The 17,494-nt window shown below is 62.9% G+C and carries 10 protein-coding genes; 1 reads left to right on the top strand and 9 read right to left on the bottom strand.

From position 1 onward, the window contains the following. On the bottom strand, positions 1 to 2,148 hold the full coding sequence (locus RYL44_RS02760; protein WP_314769684.1) for an ATP-dependent DNA helicase RecG: 2,148 nt from the start codon (positions 2,146 to 2,148) through the stop codon (positions 1 to 3). Next, positions 2,136 to 3,749, bottom strand: coding sequence for a hypothetical protein (locus RYL44_RS02765; RefSeq protein ID WP_314804662.1), 1,614 nt, complete (start codon positions 3,747 to 3,749; stop codon positions 2,136 to 2,138). Before RYL44_RS02765 ends, RYL44_RS02760 begins: the two co-directional genes overlap by 13 nt. 205 nt (positions 3,750 to 3,954) lie before the next feature. Between RYL44_RS02765 and rpmB the strand changes: the two genes are divergently transcribed. Next, the gene (gene rpmB / locus RYL44_RS02770) at positions 3,955 to 4,146 is read left to right on the top strand and encodes a 50S ribosomal protein L28 (protein WP_003792657.1); all 192 of its coding nucleotides are present in this window, start codon (positions 3,955 to 3,957) and stop codon (positions 4,144 to 4,146) included. A 1,846-nt stretch (positions 4,147 to 5,992) separates the two neighbouring features. Here the strand turns inward: rpmB and RYL44_RS02775 are convergent. The 7 genes from RYL44_RS02775 to RYL44_RS02805 form a co-directional block, all read right to left on the bottom strand. Further along, on the bottom strand, positions 5,993 to 7,219 hold the full coding sequence (locus tag RYL44_RS02775) for a zinc ribbon domain-containing protein (protein ID WP_314975023.1): 1,227 nt from the start codon (positions 7,217 to 7,219) through the stop codon (positions 5,993 to 5,995). A gap of 238 nt (positions 7,220 to 7,457) precedes the next feature. Continuing rightward, positions 7,458 to 11,021: a bifunctional proline dehydrogenase/L-glutamate gamma-semialdehyde dehydrogenase gene (locus RYL44_RS02780; protein WP_314975024.1), complete on the bottom strand. Its 3,564-nt coding sequence runs from the start codon at positions 11,019 to 11,021 to the stop codon at positions 7,458 to 7,460. Positions 11,022 to 11,293: 272 nt separating this feature from the next. Continuing rightward, the gene (locus RYL44_RS02785; protein WP_073983482.1) at positions 11,294 to 11,938 is read right to left on the bottom strand and encodes a TetR/AcrR family transcriptional regulator; all 645 of its coding nucleotides are present in this window, start codon (positions 11,936 to 11,938) and stop codon (positions 11,294 to 11,296) included. Positions 11,939 to 12,076: 138 nt separating this feature from the next. Continuing rightward, complete coding sequence (locus tag RYL44_RS02790; protein ID WP_314975025.1) at positions 12,077 to 13,336, bottom strand: hypothetical protein; 1,260 nt, start codon at positions 13,334 to 13,336, stop codon at positions 12,077 to 12,079. A 201-nt stretch (positions 13,337 to 13,537) separates the two neighbouring features. Next, positions 13,538 to 14,671, bottom strand: a complete 1,134-nt coding sequence (locus tag RYL44_RS02795) for a zinc ribbon domain-containing protein (RefSeq protein ID WP_314975026.1) — start codon at positions 14,669 to 14,671, stop codon at positions 13,538 to 13,540. 196 nt (positions 14,672 to 14,867) lie between these two features. Further along, on the bottom strand, positions 14,868 to 15,896 hold the full coding sequence (locus RYL44_RS02800; protein WP_314975035.1) for a zinc ribbon domain-containing protein: 1,029 nt from the start codon (positions 15,894 to 15,896) through the stop codon (positions 14,868 to 14,870). A 368-nt stretch (positions 15,897 to 16,264) separates the two neighbouring features. Then, positions 16,265 to 17,455 (bottom strand): zinc ribbon domain-containing protein, encoded by a 1,191-nt coding sequence (locus tag RYL44_RS02805; RefSeq protein WP_314975027.1) that lies wholly within the window; start codon positions 17,453 to 17,455, stop codon positions 16,265 to 16,267. Positions 17,456 to 17,494: the final 39 nt, after the last annotated feature.

Below are 17,494 nucleotides of genomic sequence, written 5' to 3' on the forward strand. Positions count from 1 at the left end.
CTAGGAGCGCTGCATCCATTCGAGTTGCCCGTCTGAGGCTTCCCGCAGGGCGCGGGCGAGGTCGGGGTGGGCCGACAGGGTCGGGTCCTGGGCGAGCAGGGTCTCCGCTTCACTCTTCGACGCGCGGATAATGGCCTCGTCGCGACGAACCGACAAGAATCGCAGGTGCGTGGCCGACCCGGACTGCCCCGCCCCCAAGACGTCACCTTCCTTGCGCAGGCGCAGGTCTGCCTCGGCGAGCTCAAAGCCATCAGTCGTTCGAGCGAAGGCCTGTAGCCTGGCCAATCCCGAATCGGTGAGCTCGTGACGGTGCAACGCGATACACAGGGACGGTAGCGAACTGCGTCCAACGCGCCCGCGTAGCTGATGGAGCTGGGCAAGACCGAATTGCTGCGCATCAAGAATCACCATGAGGGTCGCTTCAGGCACGTCCACGCCGACCTCGATGACAGTCGTGGCGACGAGCAGCGGGGCGCGTCCCGCGGAAAAGTCCTCCATGATCTGCCCCTTGAGCGCAGTCGGCGTGCGACCGGTCAGCTCATGGACGGCGACGCCCGCGAGCGCCGGGTGGGAACGCAGGTAGGCGGCGACTTCTTCGACGGAGGCGAGGGGGCGCGCGCCCTCCTCCTCGACGTCTGCGATCTCGTCGGAAGCGTCGATGCGTGGGCACACGACGTAGACACGCCTTCCTTGGGCGATTTCCTCAGCTGCGCGCTCCCACGTGCGTTCGACCCAAGCGGTGTTGGCCGCGTCGGCAAGGTAGGTCGCTATCGGCGCGCGCCCCGCAGGCATACCACCCATGCGCGTCTCATCCAGATCCCCGAACACAGTCATCGCGATGGTGCGTGGGATCGGCGTTGCAGTCATGACCATCTCGTGGACACCTCTGCCGTCCTGGCGTCCGCCACGTAGGGCAGCTCTCTGCTCGACTCCGAAGCGATGCTGCTCATCGACAACGACCAGAGCAAGGTCAGCGAAGCGCACGCCGTCCTGGAAGAGCGCGTGTGTTCCCACGACGATGAGGGGTGCGCTGGAGGCCATGGCCGCGGCTATCTCGCGACGCTCGGCGGGCGTCGTTGACCCGGTCAACAGGCGCACATCGGGTGCGTCTGGCCCCAGCGGCGCGAGCAAAGCGCGCAGGGACGCGGTGTGCTGTTCAGCCAGAACCTCCGTGGGTGCAACGAACGCACACTGGTGACCTGCAGCACTCACCTGCAGGAATGCGATGAGTGCGACAACTGTTTTTCCCGAACCTACGTCCCCCTGCAGCAGGCGCCTCATCGGTACTTCACCTGCCAGATCCGCACTGATCTGGCGGGCGGCGTCATTCTGGGATTGAGTGAGTTCGAAGGGCAAGGAGTGCACCAGGCGCTCGAGCAGGGGTGCCCCCTCGGGGGACGCCACGGCGGAGATCGAGCGCGCACCTAGGCGTTGTGACGCGAGACCCGCCTGCAATATGAAAGCCTCCGTAAATGCGAGGGCTCGGCGGGCCTGCTGGTAGTCCTCGTCCGTCTCCGGCTGGTGCAGCAAGCGTAGCGAGCGCGCATAAGTGTCCATCTGGAAGCGCTCGCGGACGCAGGCGGGAACAACGTCGGGCACGTCTGCCTCATCCAAGTGGTCGAGCACCATGGCGATGGCACGAGCGATCGCCCACGATGTCAGCGTGCCAGTCGAAGGGTAGATCGGGATGGGGCGGGTGGCGATGCGTTCGATGTCTTCCCCGTCGACGCCCTCAAATGAGGGGTGGGTGAGCTGTAGCTTACCGCGGAACGCTCCCACTTTGCCTGCGAACAAAAATGACTGTCCCGGAGACAAGATCGTTTCGATGGGGGCGAGCCTAAACCTGCTCTTCGCGAAGAAAGTTGCTGAAAGAAACTGCACGCCGTCCGTGAGACTGACTTCGAGGCGCACGCCCGATCCGGAGCGATTTGCGACCAGGTGTGTGCCCACCACTTCGGCGAGGATCGTCACGTCCTCCCCTTCGCGCAGCGACGACAGCGGGGTGAGCCTGCCCCAGTGGTAGTAGCGGCGCGGGGCAACCATCAGCAAGTCCCCGACCGTGAGAACGCCTGCACTGCTGAGGCTCTTCGCGGTTTTTTTCGGTAGGCGCAACGAAAGGGGAATGTCGAGGGCGCTCACAACGAACACCCCGCAACCAGGCTCGGACCCGCTTGCCCGCCGTCCCACGTTTCCAGGTCGATCGCGGAGGAGGCGTCGCGTGTGGACAATAGTTGACGCACCGTCGCCACCGTGTAGGGTCCATCGTCATCGCGCGAAATCAACAGACGCCACGAGTGTGCGCCGCCGCGCGCGGCGTCGGCCAGGGCCTCAGCAATGCCCTCGGGGTCGCCGTCACGAGGCAGTGGTGCGGTGGTGCTCGACGTCAGCGCCTCGTGTGCACCGTCACGGAGCATACGGGCCAGAGTCGGCACAGCCTCGATCCCACCCGGTTGCGGCACGAACAGCGGGGCGCAAGCGCGTGCGACGGCGAGAACATCCAGGTCGTCGCGGCTATCGGCGCGCAGGATCGCGGGAACGCCCGGGGCGGGCGCTGGCAGCATCGAGGCCACCGTGCCCACGAGGGCGGCGCTGGCCTCGTCGCATGGGGCGACGAGTGTGACGCCCGTGCGTGAGCCCGCCGCCGAAACGATCCCGGCTGCATCGACCGCGCTGGGATTCAGGAAGACGACCGCTCCCGCGCGCGCCAAATCCTCGACGAGGCCGGGGGCGCGCGTACACGCAATGACTCGGGCGCGCTCGACCCTGCGCATCGGTCGGCGTTGCAGCAGGCGAACCCCTCGGTGAGTGAGCCCTTCGTCGGCGAGCTCGTCGATGCCGATCTGCGCGTCCGGGCGCGCGTCGCTGACCTGGAAGCGCACGACCTGACCCGAGGTGGGGTGCGCAGCCAGCGGAGCGGAGGTGTCCACGTGAAGGCGCCACTCCCCCATGCCGAACAGGTCCACACGCCCGACGTAGGACAGGCGCGCCCCCAGGCCTGTGAGTCGGGCCAGGAGGACGCGCAAGTCCTCCGCGACGCCCTCGACGATGATGTCGACAGTGAAGTCGCGGCCCGGCGGCGGCGAGGCGGGTTCGGGCGCCCGCGAATGGCGACGCGTCAGGTCAGCGAGCATCGCCGTGAAGGACTGGAGGATGCCGGCGTCATCTCGCATGGTGGCGTCAATGCATGCCAGAACCAGGGCGATGAAGGCTCCCCCCGGGTCGATCCTGCCCGTCGCCTCGTTCGTCGCGTCCACGAGGCCGATCTGCGCCTGGGAGGAGAAGCGGGAGAAGACGTCCTCCGCCTCGGGCAGCGTGGGCCCCAGCTCCGCAAGCTCACGAACCGCACCGCCGAGCATCTCCGCCAGCGCATCCGACCAGTCAATAAAGGCGGAGGACGGCGCAAGGGAGGAGGCGAGCATCCGACGCAGGACCAGGGGCGTCACCTGCGCCGCGTCCCCCAGGACCCCCGCCCACGCCTCGAACAGGGCGGCCAGGGCAACGCTGCTGTGCCCCACGCCCATGCGGATCAGGGTCTCCACGGCCACCTCGAGCGCGACTCGCAGATGCGCGCGCGGCTCCAGGGAATCCATCGCGGCCGCCAGGGCGGCCATCGTCGCTGCCGCATTCGTGCCGGTGTCGCAGTCCGCCCCATCCCAGCCGTCCAGGTCGTCAAGGAAAGGCGCGAGCCTGGTGGCCTCCTCGGCCCCCGCGCGGCACGCCGCGATGATCACCGATGCATTCAGTTCCATAGCTTCCCTTTCAAACCCCTAACAATTGTCCTCACGACCTTCGCTGTGTGCGACCTGACATGAACGGCACAGCGTGCGACTTGTTGAAAGCGCGCATCATCCGCTATTCTGTCATGGTTGCCTTCGGTTCAAGCACCGAAGGATGCGTTTCCCGCGACCGCGGGGAGCCAAAGACTGAACTGGAAGACATACCGAGGAGAACATCGTGGCTGCCGTTTGTGACGTGTGCGGTAAGGGACCCGGCTTCGGCAAGAGCGTGTCGCACTCGCACGTTCGCACCAACCGCCGGTGGAATCCGAACATCCAGCGCGTTCGCGCCCTTGTCAATGGGACGCCCAAGCGTCTGAACGTGTGCACCAAGTGCCTAAAGTCTGACAAGGTCGCCCGCGCGATCTGAAGGACACAACCGACGCCCATCGGGCGGAGGAACAACGCCCGCGACTGTCGTCGCGGGCGTTCATTATTTCCCTGTCGCTCCAAGGAAACCTCTCGTGCCGACAAGAGGCACGCCGCCCCTCCCGCCGTCCTCATCTCGAGGATTAACTGGGTTAAAGGACAAAACGTGTTGGTTATGTGGCGACTTGGGGTTAAAGGACATAACGTGTTGGTTATGTGGCGACTTTTCGGCTTTGTCGCGTGGGAAAGTCGGTGTTGGAGATGGTGGGAGCCAACGTGGAGGATGGACAAAACGTGTTGGTTTGTGGTGACTTTTTGGTGTGTTGGTGCGGGAAAGTTGGTGTTGGAGGTGGTTGTTTCATGGCGAGCCTGTGCGTGGTCCCTTGATCTGTCGCGGTGAGGCTTGGGCAGGTCGTTTGCGGCGACGGTATCCACCGTGCCAGGCCACTGGCGCGCCTCCGGCGGTGCCAGTGGCTGCGCTACCGGCGCAGCTACCGGCGGTGCTACCGGCTGCGCTACTGGCGGTGCTACGAGTGGTAGCGCATGAGTCCCGCCCGGCGAGCTTTCCGCGAATGTCGCATGCAATTCCCCCGACACTGTGTCTCACTGTGTATTCATATTGTTGGGATTGCAACGTTTGCGGACACTGTTGAAAGTTCATTCAATCGAATTGCATGCGAAACTGCTCCGAGCGCGCTAGCTGCCTGCGTTCCTCGCCGCGCACGTGGGCCCGCTCATTCGCGCGTGGGTTCGACACCTCGCGCGTGGACCCGCTATTGCGGGCGCAGGCCCCCTGATCCGCGCGTGGGCGGCGCCCTGGCGCATATCTAGGGGTTGGCGTGCGTGTCACGGGGTTAACGCGCATTGTCAGCGGTTCGCGAGCGGCACGCCAGGTCAGGCGCCGTTGCGCCCACAACGCAGACCACCTTGCCCACGACACCCCATTGTCGGCATTTGTTACCGAGGTGGTCTGCGACTTGGGCGCCACGCTGCCCCGAGGCGCGACCTCACCGACAGTAAACGGGGGAATTGCACCATTAGAGGCGCGACACGCCGGCGACACGCCGACGGGAGGCTTCTAATGCTGCAAAACCCCCCATCCAGCTCTGGGTGCGGAGGGGTCGCAGAGGTGAACTGCGTCCCGGAGTTGCCCGCATCACAGAACATCTGGGCCATCACGCCCATGCCAGCCATTGTTCGTCGAGGTGGTCTGCGACTTGGGCGCCACATACCCGCGAACAGCGACCTCACCACCCCGAACCGCGGCCTCACCGCCACCAAACGGTGGGAATTGCGCTACACGGGGACCCCGTGCGTGACTTGCCTGCCGATGACATCGCCATCAAACGGGGGGAATTGCACCATTAGAGGCGCGACACGCCGCCGACACGCCGAGGGGAGGCTTCTAATGCTGCAAAACCCCCACCATTACCCCTGGCGTCATGCTCCCGCACGGGTTGAACGCACCCGATCAGGTGGAATCCTCCCGATGGGGCGCATTCCGTCTGAGGCGCTACGACGCAAGCACGCCAGCACAATGACGGGCGACGCAAGCGCACGTCACCGCCAACCCCCATCGGCGGCGCGATCGTGCCAGCGCCACCGATACCTCCCCCGACGATGCTGGGACCGGGCCTCGAACAACACGTTGCGGGGCGACTTTTCAGGCTAATCGTGAGGGACAGCCGGTATTGAAGCTGGTTGTTTCATCGTACGGGCACGTACACCCCACACACCCGGTGCGGGCACCACAACACCGCCCGCCGCCCATTGCGCGGATTCCCGCAGTCACAGGTACGCGAATCGGCGTCGGTGCTGCCGATCATTCATGGAAACGATCACTCCGATCAACACCCGGTGGAAACCGTTTTTTCGATGCTCACATCGAATGTCGGTTTACCGTCGGCGTCAAGGATGAGTGATGCCGATTCGTCGAGTCTCAGCGACGCGATCGCGACTGCCGGCACTGACCGGAGCGAACCACCCGACGTATTCGGACGAATCAAAAACGAGAGATCCGACTGGAACTTGTTCGGTTCATAGTCCACGGTCTCGACACTGACAGGCTCGAATTGAACTTCCAGGACCGCCAAATTGCGGCTCTGCAGTGGAACCGGACAGTCACGATCAAGGTTCCCAGGAGGAGTCACGCACGAGTGAGTTTTCTCCGTAATTGCTGCGAGCGCCGCTTCACGAATATCCTGGGTGTATTCGGTCGTCACCACAACATCCATCACTTCAGAACCCTCTGGACGCCCATCGTTTCCCTTCGCAACGACCTCAACCGAATCAGCCGTGACGTACTCGCTGGACAATTCCGGTTCCAGGTTGTAGGTGCCGGGATAGAACGCCAGGAGAGCCCACCGCACACTGCCATCGATCGTCAAGGGAGCAGTAGCTTGCACATTGCCGACGGTCATGCCCTCCACGTTGCGTCCCGTCACGTAGATCCTCGTGATGAGGGGATCGCGAATCTCCCAGTTATCGAAAAAACCTAGCGTTGGAGCCCTCTTCACGACCCGGAAGGTCTGCGAAAAACGCTCTCCTCTGACGCTCATCGTGGCCTTGACCTGATGCAGAGAGGACGACGAGCCCTCATTCATGTCGACGATCTTCTCGACGATCAAACGGTTGGGCGTGGCTCCAAGGACTTCGTCCGTCAAAAATGCGCGCTGCTCGCTGGGAATGCCAGGATCGACCATCTTCGAGGCGGCACTGGCCTGCCCGCTGGACAACAGATCGAGATAGCGCTGAACCTGAGCCTCGGGAGTACGCATTGATCTGGCAACAACAACCCCAACCACGCCCACGCCGATGAGCACGATCACGACGATGAAGGCGATGACCATGCCAACCGAGCGGCGCTTGTGGCGCGCAGATGTCGGATAAGCACCAAAATCCTTCCCGCCGAAACCTCCAGGGGAAGCTTGCGCGAGGGTTCCGTCTTCTAACAAGCGGACACGCGCACCCTGCGTACTGACACTGCCGTCGTACGATGACGTACCACGGCTCGACATGTCTCCTCCAAATCGCGCAAACGAATCTCCGTTGGTGGTGTATTGACTCGTACCCACGTGTCACTCCTGACGTCTTGAGCGGCGGCGCACCGTGTCGTAACCAACGAGTACATTCTCGCCACATAGTTACCCAGACAGGATTAACGTTAAGCGCCGTGATAACGAAAAGTCAAAACAGCTGGGTTGCGGCACCTGAATCGCCGCTCCTCCAGCCCCACAACCGCACGAATGACCCCTCGCCGCCCGGTAAAATCTCATGGGCACAGATTCCACCGGGCAGCGAGAGACACGATCACTACAGGAGCTGAGCTGCCAAGTCGAGCGGTGTCCCGAAACGATGGTTCGTAATCGAAACCGCCTGCTCACGGAGGAACGGCGCCAGCTCCGAGTGCGGGCACGGCGTGACGGCGCCCGTGTACAGGGCAACATCGGGGCTGCCCCAGCTCGCGCGGCTCGCGTGAACCCACCGCTGCTCCGAGGTCTCTTCGCGCGGGCCGAGGATACGAACGCGCACTCCCAGGCCACCCGAAGTCGCTACGCCTGCCAGGCGTGCATTCCACGTGTGGTCGTCCTCGACACTCACGTCAACACCCGCGGACTCCAGGAACTGACGCAGCGGCAGCGGAAGGTCATCGGCAACGGACAGGCCGATGGGCCCACCCGCGAGGATACCCGCCGCCAAGACACGCACAGTATCTACCAGCGAGGTTCCACCCCCGGCACGCACGAGAACAGGAGTGGGACGGTAGCGCAAGATATTGCGCTCGCATGCCAAGGAGGTGACATCGCGGTTAACACCGTAATCGGAGGCCCACGCGTCGGCATCGGCGGCAAGCGCGCGACGCAGATCCGTCATGTCCGCCTCGGAAAGCTGCCCGCGCACCGACTCACACAAGGCGAGCACGCCCGACGCAAGCGGCGCACGCTGACTGGCGCGCATTCCAACAGAAGTGTCGCGGACCGCCTCGATGACACCCAAGCCCAACAGGTACGAGGGACCACCAGCCTTCGTGGTCGAACCGATCGCAGAACGCTTCCATCCGCCGAAGGGCTGACGACGCACGATCGCTCCCGTGATGCCGCGATTGACGTAGAGGTTGCCGGCTTCGATTCCCTCCAACCACGCCGCGAGCTCGTCCGTGTCAAGGGTCTGGAGTCCGGAGGTCAGACCGTAGTCGACCTGGTTGACAGCTTCGATAGCTTCCTCGAGAGTATCAACGCGCATGACGCCGAGGACTGGCGCGAAGTATTCGGTCAGATGGAACTCGCTGCCGGGTACCACGCCCGCGCGGATGCCCGGGGTCCACAAGCCATCGCCCAGGTAGCGAGGCTTGAGCACCCAGTGCTCGCCCTCACCCAGGGTCGTCAGACCGCGCACGGCCTTCTCGTCATCGGGTACAACGACTGGGCCGACCTGGGAATCCAGGGATGCCGGTAGCCCAACGCGCAGCGAGGCAGTCGCATCCACGAGCTGGCGCGCAATGCGAGCGGAACGTCCAGCCGAACCCACGAGGATCAGCAGGGAGGAAGCCGAGCACTTCTGCCCCGCATGCGCGAAGGCCGAATGGACAATGTCACGCACCGCCAGATCAGGGTCAGCAGAGGGAGTGACGATGATGGCATTCTTGCCACTGGTCTCACCCAACAGGTGCATGTCAGGCTTCCAGGAACGGAAGAGACGCGCCGTGTCGTAGGAGCCGGTTAGGACGACGCGGCCAACGCCCTCGTGCGTCACGAGATAACGTGACACGTCACCGTCGTCGAGCGGGGCCAGCGCTACCAGCTCCTTGGGAACCCCGGCCTCGTGGAATGCAGCGACGAGTTCCGCGGCGCAGCGTTTGGCCGGCGGTGCGGGCTTGAGGATGACCGCGCTACCGGCCGCCAGCGCCGCAGCGACACCGCCCACGGGAATGGCAACGGGGAAGTTCCACGGGGATGCAACGACGGTGACGTCGACCGGCACGAATCGTGCCCCCACCATGTATGCTTCGTCGGATAGTTTCAAGGAGGCACCCGCATAGTGGTGGCAGAAGTCGATGGCCTCACTCACCTCGGGGTCGGCCTGATCGATGGTCTTGCCAGCCTCAGACCCCGCAACCTCAATAAGCTCACCTCGGCGCGCCGCCAGGACATCGCCGACACGGTGCAGGGCGGCGGCGCGCTCCTCAGGAGTCAGAGCCTGCCAGGAGTGCGCGGCGCGCGCGCTCGCCTCGACGAGAGCATCAATCGCTTCGTTCGTAGCCAAGGCTTGCTCGCCGACACGCACCGCCTCGACACCCCGCGTCGAGGCCGGAATTGCCGCAGCAATGTCGCGCGCCCACTGCCGGTTGGCAGCCAAGGCCGGATCAGAATCAGGCTCGGAAGCGAAGGGACGATGTGCGCGCTCGGCGAGACTCCCCCGCTCGGCGGGAACACCCCCCTCGCGTTCAGCAAGACGGTCCTGGCGGCGATTGGGAACGGGTACGCAAGCGTCCGGATCAACGTCGGAAAGCGCGGCAAGGAAACGATCGCGCTCACGAGCGAACACATCCTCATTGGAAGCGATGTCAAAGACGCCGGACATGAAGTTTTCAGGCGCGGCGTTCTCTTCGAGGCGGCGCACCAGGTAGGAGATCGCAACATCGAACTCACGGGGGTTGACGACTGGGACATACAGAAGAAGAGAGCCGACATCGCGGCGTACGACCTCTTGGATGCCGGTCGCCATACCGGAGAGCATCTCGAACTCAACGCTGTCCTCGACGCCGCGCGCAGCGCGCAGCTCGTATGCGAAGGCAATGTCGAAAATATTCTGTCCGGCCACACCCAGTCGGATCGCGCGGGTACGCTCAGGTGTCATCGCCCAACTGAGCATGCGCTTGTAGTTCGTGTCGGTCGCCTGTTTCGACGGCCAGGTGGTGAGCTCCCAGCCGTGAATCTGCGCGTCCACCCTCTCCATGGACAGGTTCGCGCCCTTGACGACACGGACTTTGATTCGCGAGCCACCAGCATCGACGCGCTGACGTGCCCACTCATGGAGGCGCTGGAGCGCACCGAGCGAGTCGGGCAGGTAGGCCTGCAGGACGATACCGGCCTCGTAGCCGCGCATATCCGGCTGATCGAGGATGGCTGTGAACACCGCGATCGTCAGGTCGAGGTCCTTGTAATCCTCCATATCGAGGTTCAGGAAGGTCCCGTGATCGCGGGCGAGGCGGTAGAGAGGCAATAGGGCACGGACACCATGGGCGACGACCTCCTCGAAACCCCAGGGGTTGTGCGGGCCTGTTACAGCGGAGACCTTGATGGAAACGTAGTCAACATCGTCTCGCGTCACGAGGCGAGACACCTCAGCCAGGCGATGAGCGGCTTCTTTCTCGCCGAGGACGGCCTCGCCGAGGAGGTTGACGTTCAGGCGGTGTCCACCTTTACGAAGGCGCGCGAGCGCCGGGCCGAGGCCCTTATCCGTCGCGTCGACAACGAGATCGCCAACGATCTCGCGGAACACGCGGCGGGCCGCCGTCGTCACAGTGTGGGGAGCCAGGTGCGATGCGGTCGCCCCGAGCCCCATCGCAGCTGCAAGAACCGGAGGAAGGAAGTTCTTGCGTCCGGCAGACAGCCGCTTCATGGCTGCGCTGGCCACATCCAGATCCGCGGGTCGCACTACGTCATCGACGAATCGGGTGGTGAAGGTCAGACCGTCCGGATCGGAGAGGATGCGGGACAGGAGCTTGGCCGATTGGGGTGTCGGCTCGTGGGCTGACTCGTCTGCCCAGCGGCGGGCACGGGCCACGGCCAGCTCCCCCAGCGCCCATAGGTCATCGGGGCATCGTCGAGCGTTGGCATCGTGAAGTGGCGGGGTGGAAACAGCGGTGTTCATCATACGTAGACCTCCAGGCGTGAGAAAGTGTCGGCTCCTCCGCGTCACGTGCAGCGCCGCCGCTGGGCACGCTCGGCAAACCCCCGACATTGTGAAGCATGCTGGTTTGTCTATACTAACGCGCGCGAGGCTTGCCTGTAGCTCAGGCGCATGGCCGCAACACGACCGAACGAAGGACCTAAGCCCTAAACACTGCCGAAGCAGCAAGAAAGATCACCGCAGTGTGATACATTATACATTCTTGCTAGTCTCTACAAGGAAGTGTCACACCTCGTTTACGAACGAATCAACCACCGGTCTTTAATGTCAGCGACAACCCCCGCAGTCACCGAATGCATGTCCACGTCACACCGACCATCGGCACGCGAGCAGAGCCACTGCACCTGCAGACCATCCGAGAGCGCGACGAGCTTGCGTGCAATCTGCTCACTCGGGGCATCCACACGCACTTCGCCGGTCACTTTTCCCCGTTCGAGAGAATCCCCCAGGTACTGAATCGCGGCCATCAAGTGGTGGCGGAACCATGGATGGGCCTGATGTTCCACATCGATAACGGACGCTGACATCGCTGTATACAGAGCGACACCATCGGGATGCCGTTGATTATGGGCCACCATCTCCACCCATGCATCGAGCGCAGCCTCTGCTCCGGCGCCCTCTCCGGGCAAACGGCTCATCGTGCGACGATCACGCTCTTCCAGGACGGCTGCCAACAGCTGGTCCTTGGAGGAGTAGTGGTGCAGCAGCCCAGCTTTGGAAATATCCGATGCTCGAGCAATGTCTGCCAGGGAGGTAGCGGCAAAGCCCCGGGTCGAAAAGAGGGTCAACGCTTCTGCAAGGATTCGCGCCTTCTTATCCTCACTTCCAGCTTTGGGTCGACCGGGTCTACGCGCACTTGTGACCTGTGCATCATTGCTCATGTGGGCTGCTCCATTTTCAGTGTGACAGAGTTACCAACAACCCATCATAGCGCGCCTCCGACTGCTTGCCACCACGTTGGAGAACAACCATGAAGAAACAGGGGTGGTGTGAGGCATTAGCCCCACACCACCCACCTGTTACCAGTCGAAGGTCACTTTGAACTGCGGCTTGCCCGACGAATCGAGAATAAGCGTACCGCTATCCTCCGCCTTGACGTTCACCGTGAACGTCCGTTCAATGTCCTCGACCTTACTATTGCGCCCCGAACCCTTGATCCGAAATGTTGCCCGACCCGTGTACGTTCGATCCCAGAACGGATCGGGCTGCAACGACGTAGGCAGGCTCTTGACCTCCAGCACCGACAGATCAGTGGACTGCACCTTCAGAGGACATGCCTTGTTGGTGTTGCCGGGGGCGCTCGCGCAGGAGTTTGTCAGAGCAATGGCAGCATCCAGTGCCGCCGAGGCCAACGCATCGTTGTACGCACCCGTCAACGTCACGCTGGTGCTGGCGACCCCCCTGCTGGTTGCGGCCATATCCGCCTTCACACGCGCCGTTACGGGCGCAGCGTCAATGTAGTCGCCAATGTCAGCTGGAGTGAAAGTATAGACCCCCGGGTAGAACACGTAGTCCGAGCCGCCCGAGAGAGCCCCGATATTGATCGACCCTTTCGCCCCGCCGACCGTGAAGTAGGAAACCTTCGTGCCGGTAATATTCACGCGTGCAACCAGGGCGTTTTGCATCTTCCAGTTTTTCAGCAGGCCCAACGTAGGCTTTGCGGCGGTCACACCGAAGGAATAGGTGAAGCGTTCTCCGTCAAGCTGCATCGTGGCCGTGACGGTGGTGACCTTGTTGCCCCCGTACGGCGCAGCAACAACATCTTCAACGACGATCCGAGAGTTGGCCGAGGCCATGACCGCGTTCGTCAGGAATCCGCGCTGCTCATTGGCTAAACCCGGATCTGCCATCGCTGTCGCCGCATCGGCATTGCCGGCGGCCAGATAGTCCAGGTACTGGCGGACCGTGGCCTCTGGGGTACGCGTCCAGTTCGCGAACATGATGCTGAGAGCACTCACGCCGCCGATCACCGCCAGGATCGCGATCACGATCACGCTTCGCTTCATCCGACGGCGACTCGCCTGCGACATGGGAGTGAAGGCGAGCGCCGATCCGGGCTGGGACACGGGGGATGGACTCGCGTGCGGGGCAGGCGGAGTGTCAATGCCGACCTCGGGTACAGGCGGGAGACCCGCGGCGGTCGGTTCAGGGGCGGGAGGGGCGTCGATGGGCAGCGTGAGCATTGTCTGTTCGAAGGCCTCTGCAGGTGCGCCGGAACCCTCGTCGGGGCCGGGAGGAGGCGTCAGACCGTGGATAGTGTCATCGCTGTTCTGTGTCATCGATGCTCCTCACTGTGATAGTCTCCGTCACGCGCCCGCGAACGGGCACTGTGGTGTGCCTGTCGGTTACAAAACCCTCTAATTTTCTCACATGCAAAAATTCGATTCAACCTGCGTGTGACACCGGCTCTCACGCCATGGATCTGTTCGAGGAGAACACCCAGCGCGGACGCCGTCACGGGTCGGAGGGCGACGATGGCTTCACCGGGATACACCAACCCAGAAGTCGGGCTTACCATCCGATGTGAGCTTGAGTAGCCCATCGTTGCTGAATTGGACGTTGACGACCACCGTTGTGTCGACGTCGCGCGTGCCCGGTGTGGTGGACTTGTCGGAGTACGTCACCGCGAAAGTGACTGGTCCTTGGAAGACCCCCGGGTCCAGATCCATCGGTTCCAGCGTTGTGGGCATCGTCTTGACGGAGATCGCGCTCACCGCATCACTGCTGAGGGCGGAGGGACAGTCAGAATTCTGGTTGCCCGGGATGGATGCGCAGGAGTTCAGGAATTCCTTTGCGGATTCAAGCGCCGCCTCCTTCAGCTTATCGCTGTAGGTCGCTTCTAGGGAAACATCAGCGGCATCGGCATGGTTGGCAAACCTACCGTGGACGCCGTCAAGGACGGCAACGGTCTTGGTGTTAACGTTCACGTATTCGCTCGGGGCGACGGGCGTAAACGTGTAGACGCCGGGGTAGAAAAAGTACGTGGCCGGCTTACCGGAGACAAGCTTGCGCGGAGCGTCGGCGCTCACCCCTCCGACGGTGAACTGGGTGTATCCCTGCGCGTCGACGCTGACCTGCGCAGCCAGGGAGTTCTTCACCGTCCAGTTATTGAGAACGCCCATCGTCGGCTTGTCCTTGGTGACGGTGAAGGCGTGGGTGAAGCTCTCCCCGTTCACCTGCACGGTGGCCGAAACCTGACGGGTCTGGGAGTCCTCGTTCCCGTCGGCGACCACGTCTTCGACGACCAGCAGCGAGGTCGACGAGGCCATGGCCTCGTCGGTCAGGAAGCGACGCTGGTCGTCCGGCACGCCAGGATCAACCATGGCGGTCGCCGCACTGGCCTGACCGGAAGCCAGCAAGTCCAGGTACTTGCGCACCTCGGCCTCGGGCGTGCGCGAACTGTTGGCAACCTTGATCGCGACCACGCCGGCGATCACCAGCACCGCGAGGACACCAACGAGGATTCCGATCAGGATCGCCCGCTTCTTGCCCCGGCCGGAAGGAGGCGTCGACGCCGCGCCTCCCCCGGCGGACGTCGACGGAGCCGGAATCGCGGGGATTGCGGGGGGTTCCGGTATCGGTGTCGTGTTCGCTTGATTCTTCTCAGTGCCCATCGTGTGCTCCTCACAACGTTGACAATCCTCAGCCGGGCGCGTGGCACGTTGTGCGTGTCCCGTCACCCGGCTACCCAGGCGTGCTCAGTATCATGCTGCGCACGCGGTCAGTCAAAGAAGGATCACGGAGCGGATGCAGGTTGCCCGTCCGCAGGCGCGGACGGGCAACACGTGTATAGGGCGCAGGCAGTGGACGTTAGAAGGCGAAGGACACCCTAAAGTCCGGCTTACCATCGGCGGTCATCATCATCATTCCGTCGTCATCGAAACGCGCGTCGACCTTCACCGTCAGGCCGACGTCCCTCGTTCCGGCGAACAGCGTTCCCTCTGTCGTGACCGTGTAGGTCACGCTCCCAGAAAATGACGTTGGATCGAAGCTGTAGGAATCGAGAGATGTCGGCTTTTCCTTGATGGAAATAGCGGTGACGCTGTCTCCCTGAATCAGGGACGAGCAGTCGTCGCCCTGGTTGCCCGGGTATGTCCCACACGATTCAACGAGCGCCTGAGCCGCTTCGAGAGCGGCGGCTTCAAGCTTGTCGTTGTAGGTTGCTTTGAAGGTCACGTCACTCCTGCCATCGCCGCCCGCAGTGCGAACGTCGTCAAGCACGGAGACGGCGACGGGAGTCGCGTCCACGTACTCGTTGGGCGCGACGGGCGTGAAATTGTATGCGCCCGGATAGAAGAGGAAGGAACGCCCCTCCATGTAGAAGCTTGCCTTGTCGATAGAGGCCTTAGTGTCACCGACAGAAAATTGATCGATACCGTCGCCGTCGACGGTCACAGGCACTGCCAGCGAGTCCCGAATCTTCCAGTTATCAAGGATTCCCATCGTTGCTTGACCGGAGGTGACCCGAAACGCGTGGGTGAAGCGTTCGCCGTTGACCTGCATGGTGGCGGTCACCGTGCGCGTGTCGGAACCCTCGTTCTTGTCGGCAACCACGTCCTCGATGACCAGCAGCGAACTCGCCGAGGCCATCACGTCGTCAGTCAGGAAGGTACGCTGGTCGTTATTCACACCCGGATCCACCATGGCCGTCGCCGCACTGGCCTGACCAGAAGCCAACAGATCCAGGTACCTGCGCACCTCGGCCTCGGGCGTGCGCGAACTATTAACAACCTTGATCGCCACCACGCCAGCGATCACCAGCACCACGAGAACACCCACCAGGGCGCCAATCAGCTTCACTCGCTTCTTAGCGCGTGGCGAGACGGGAGCAAACGACACCCCCGCAGCGGGCGCCACACCAGGACCCGGAACAGGCGCCACACCAGGACCCGGAACAGGGGCGGCACCAGGACCCGGAACAGGGCCGGCACCAGAAGTCGGGTCGGCTCCAGCCGGGGATGGCACAGGTATATCGGCGCCGATGGTTTCGTTGTTGTCAGTATTCACGACTCGCTCCTCACGATGCACAAAAACTCCGGCGTCGACATCGGGCGACAAACGAGGCGATACCGACCACCGGTCAAAAAGACGTGCCTATGATCACACGCCAGTGGGAAAGAGTCAAAGCCGGGTCACAAAGCGGATAGATGGTGCCCCCGTGTTAGGCCGAGGGCACCATCACGGATTAGAAACGCACAGACACTGCCTCAGCGGGTAAAGCTCACCGTGAACTCGGGATTGCCGTCCTTGTCCAGTTTGAGCACCTTGTCGTCATCCAGCTGCGCGCGAATCTCCACATTGGCCTCCACGTCTCGTGTGCCTGCCATGTAGTACTTGTTGGAGTATGTCGCTGTGAAGATGACAGACGCCCGGAATACTGTCGGCTGGTCGTCGGACACTGGTGCTAGCGCTTTAGGCATGAACCCCGTCACCTCGGTGACCGCATCACTCTGGATCGCGAATGGGCATGAAGAGTTCTGGTTGCCTGGGATGGACGTGCAGGAGTCAACACTCTGCTGTCCTGCCGCTATCGCTGCTGCTGTCAACTTTGCGTTATAGGTGGCCTTCAGCGTCACAACGGCGCTGTTGTCACCCAACCCATCATCGAGGACCGACACCGTCTCCGGGTTAGAGTTTGCATACTCGTTCGGCGCGACTGGCGTGAACGTGTAGACGCCGGGGTAGAAGAGGTAGGCGTTGTCCTTACCACTGCGGACCGCCGAGGGAACATCGGCGCTCGTGCCACCGACGGTGAACTGAGTGTACCCTTCAGCATCAACGCTCACTTGCGCGGCAAGAGAGTCCTTCACTGTCCAGTTATTCAGAACGCCCAACGTCGACTTCCCCATCGTCACAGTGAAGTCGTGGGTGAAGCGTTCGCCGTTGACCTGCATGGTGGCGGTCACCGTGCGCGTGTCGGAACCCTCGTTCTTGTCGGCAACCACGTCCTCGATGACCAGCAGCGAACTCGCCGAGGCCATCACGTCGTCAGTCAGGAAGGTACGCTGGTCGTTATTCACACCCGGATCCACCATGGCCGTCGCCGCACTGGCCTGACCAGAAGCCAACAGATCCAGGTACCTGCGCACCTCGGCCTCGGGCGTGCGCGAACTATTAACAACCTTGATCGCCACCACGCCAGCGATCACCAGCACCACGAGAACACCCACCAGGGCGCCAATCAGCTTCACTCGCTTCTTAGCGCGTGGCGAGACGGGAGCAAACGACACCCCCGCAGCGGGCGCCACACCAGGACCCGGAACAGGCGCCACACCAGGACCCGGAACAGGGGCGGCACCAGGACCCGGAACAGGGCCGGCACCAGAAGTCGGGTCGGCTCCAGCCGGGGATGGCACAGGTATATCGGCGCCGATGGTTTCGTTGTTGTCAGTATTCACGACTCGCTCCTCACGATGCACAAAAACTCCGGCGTCGAC

It is taken from the genome of Actinomyces bouchesdurhonensis (genome assembly GCF_963540955.1).
GTDB classification, from domain to species: domain Bacteria; phylum Actinomycetota; class Actinomycetes; order Actinomycetales; family Actinomycetaceae; genus Pauljensenia; species Pauljensenia bouchesdurhonensis.

Excerpts from the sequence above, each read along its gene's own strand:
- RYL44_RS02785 (WP_073983482.1), bottom strand. The coding sequence starts at position 11,938 with ATGAGCAATGATGCACAGGTCACAAGTGCGCGTAGACCCGGTCGACCC.
- RYL44_RS02780 (WP_314975024.1), bottom strand. The coding sequence starts at position 11,021 with ATGATGAACACCGCTGTTTCCACCCCGCCACTTCACGATGCCAACGCT.
- RYL44_RS02795 (WP_314975026.1), bottom strand. The coding sequence starts at position 14,671 with ATGGGCACTGAGAAGAATCAAGCGAACACGACACCGATACCGGAACCC.
- RYL44_RS02765 (WP_314804662.1), bottom strand. The coding sequence starts at position 3,749 with ATGGAACTGAATGCATCGGTGATCATCGCGGCGTGCCGCGCGGGGGCC.
- RYL44_RS02790 (WP_314975025.1), bottom strand. The coding sequence starts at position 13,336 with ATGACACAGAACAGCGATGACACTATCCACGGTCTGACGCCTCCTCCC.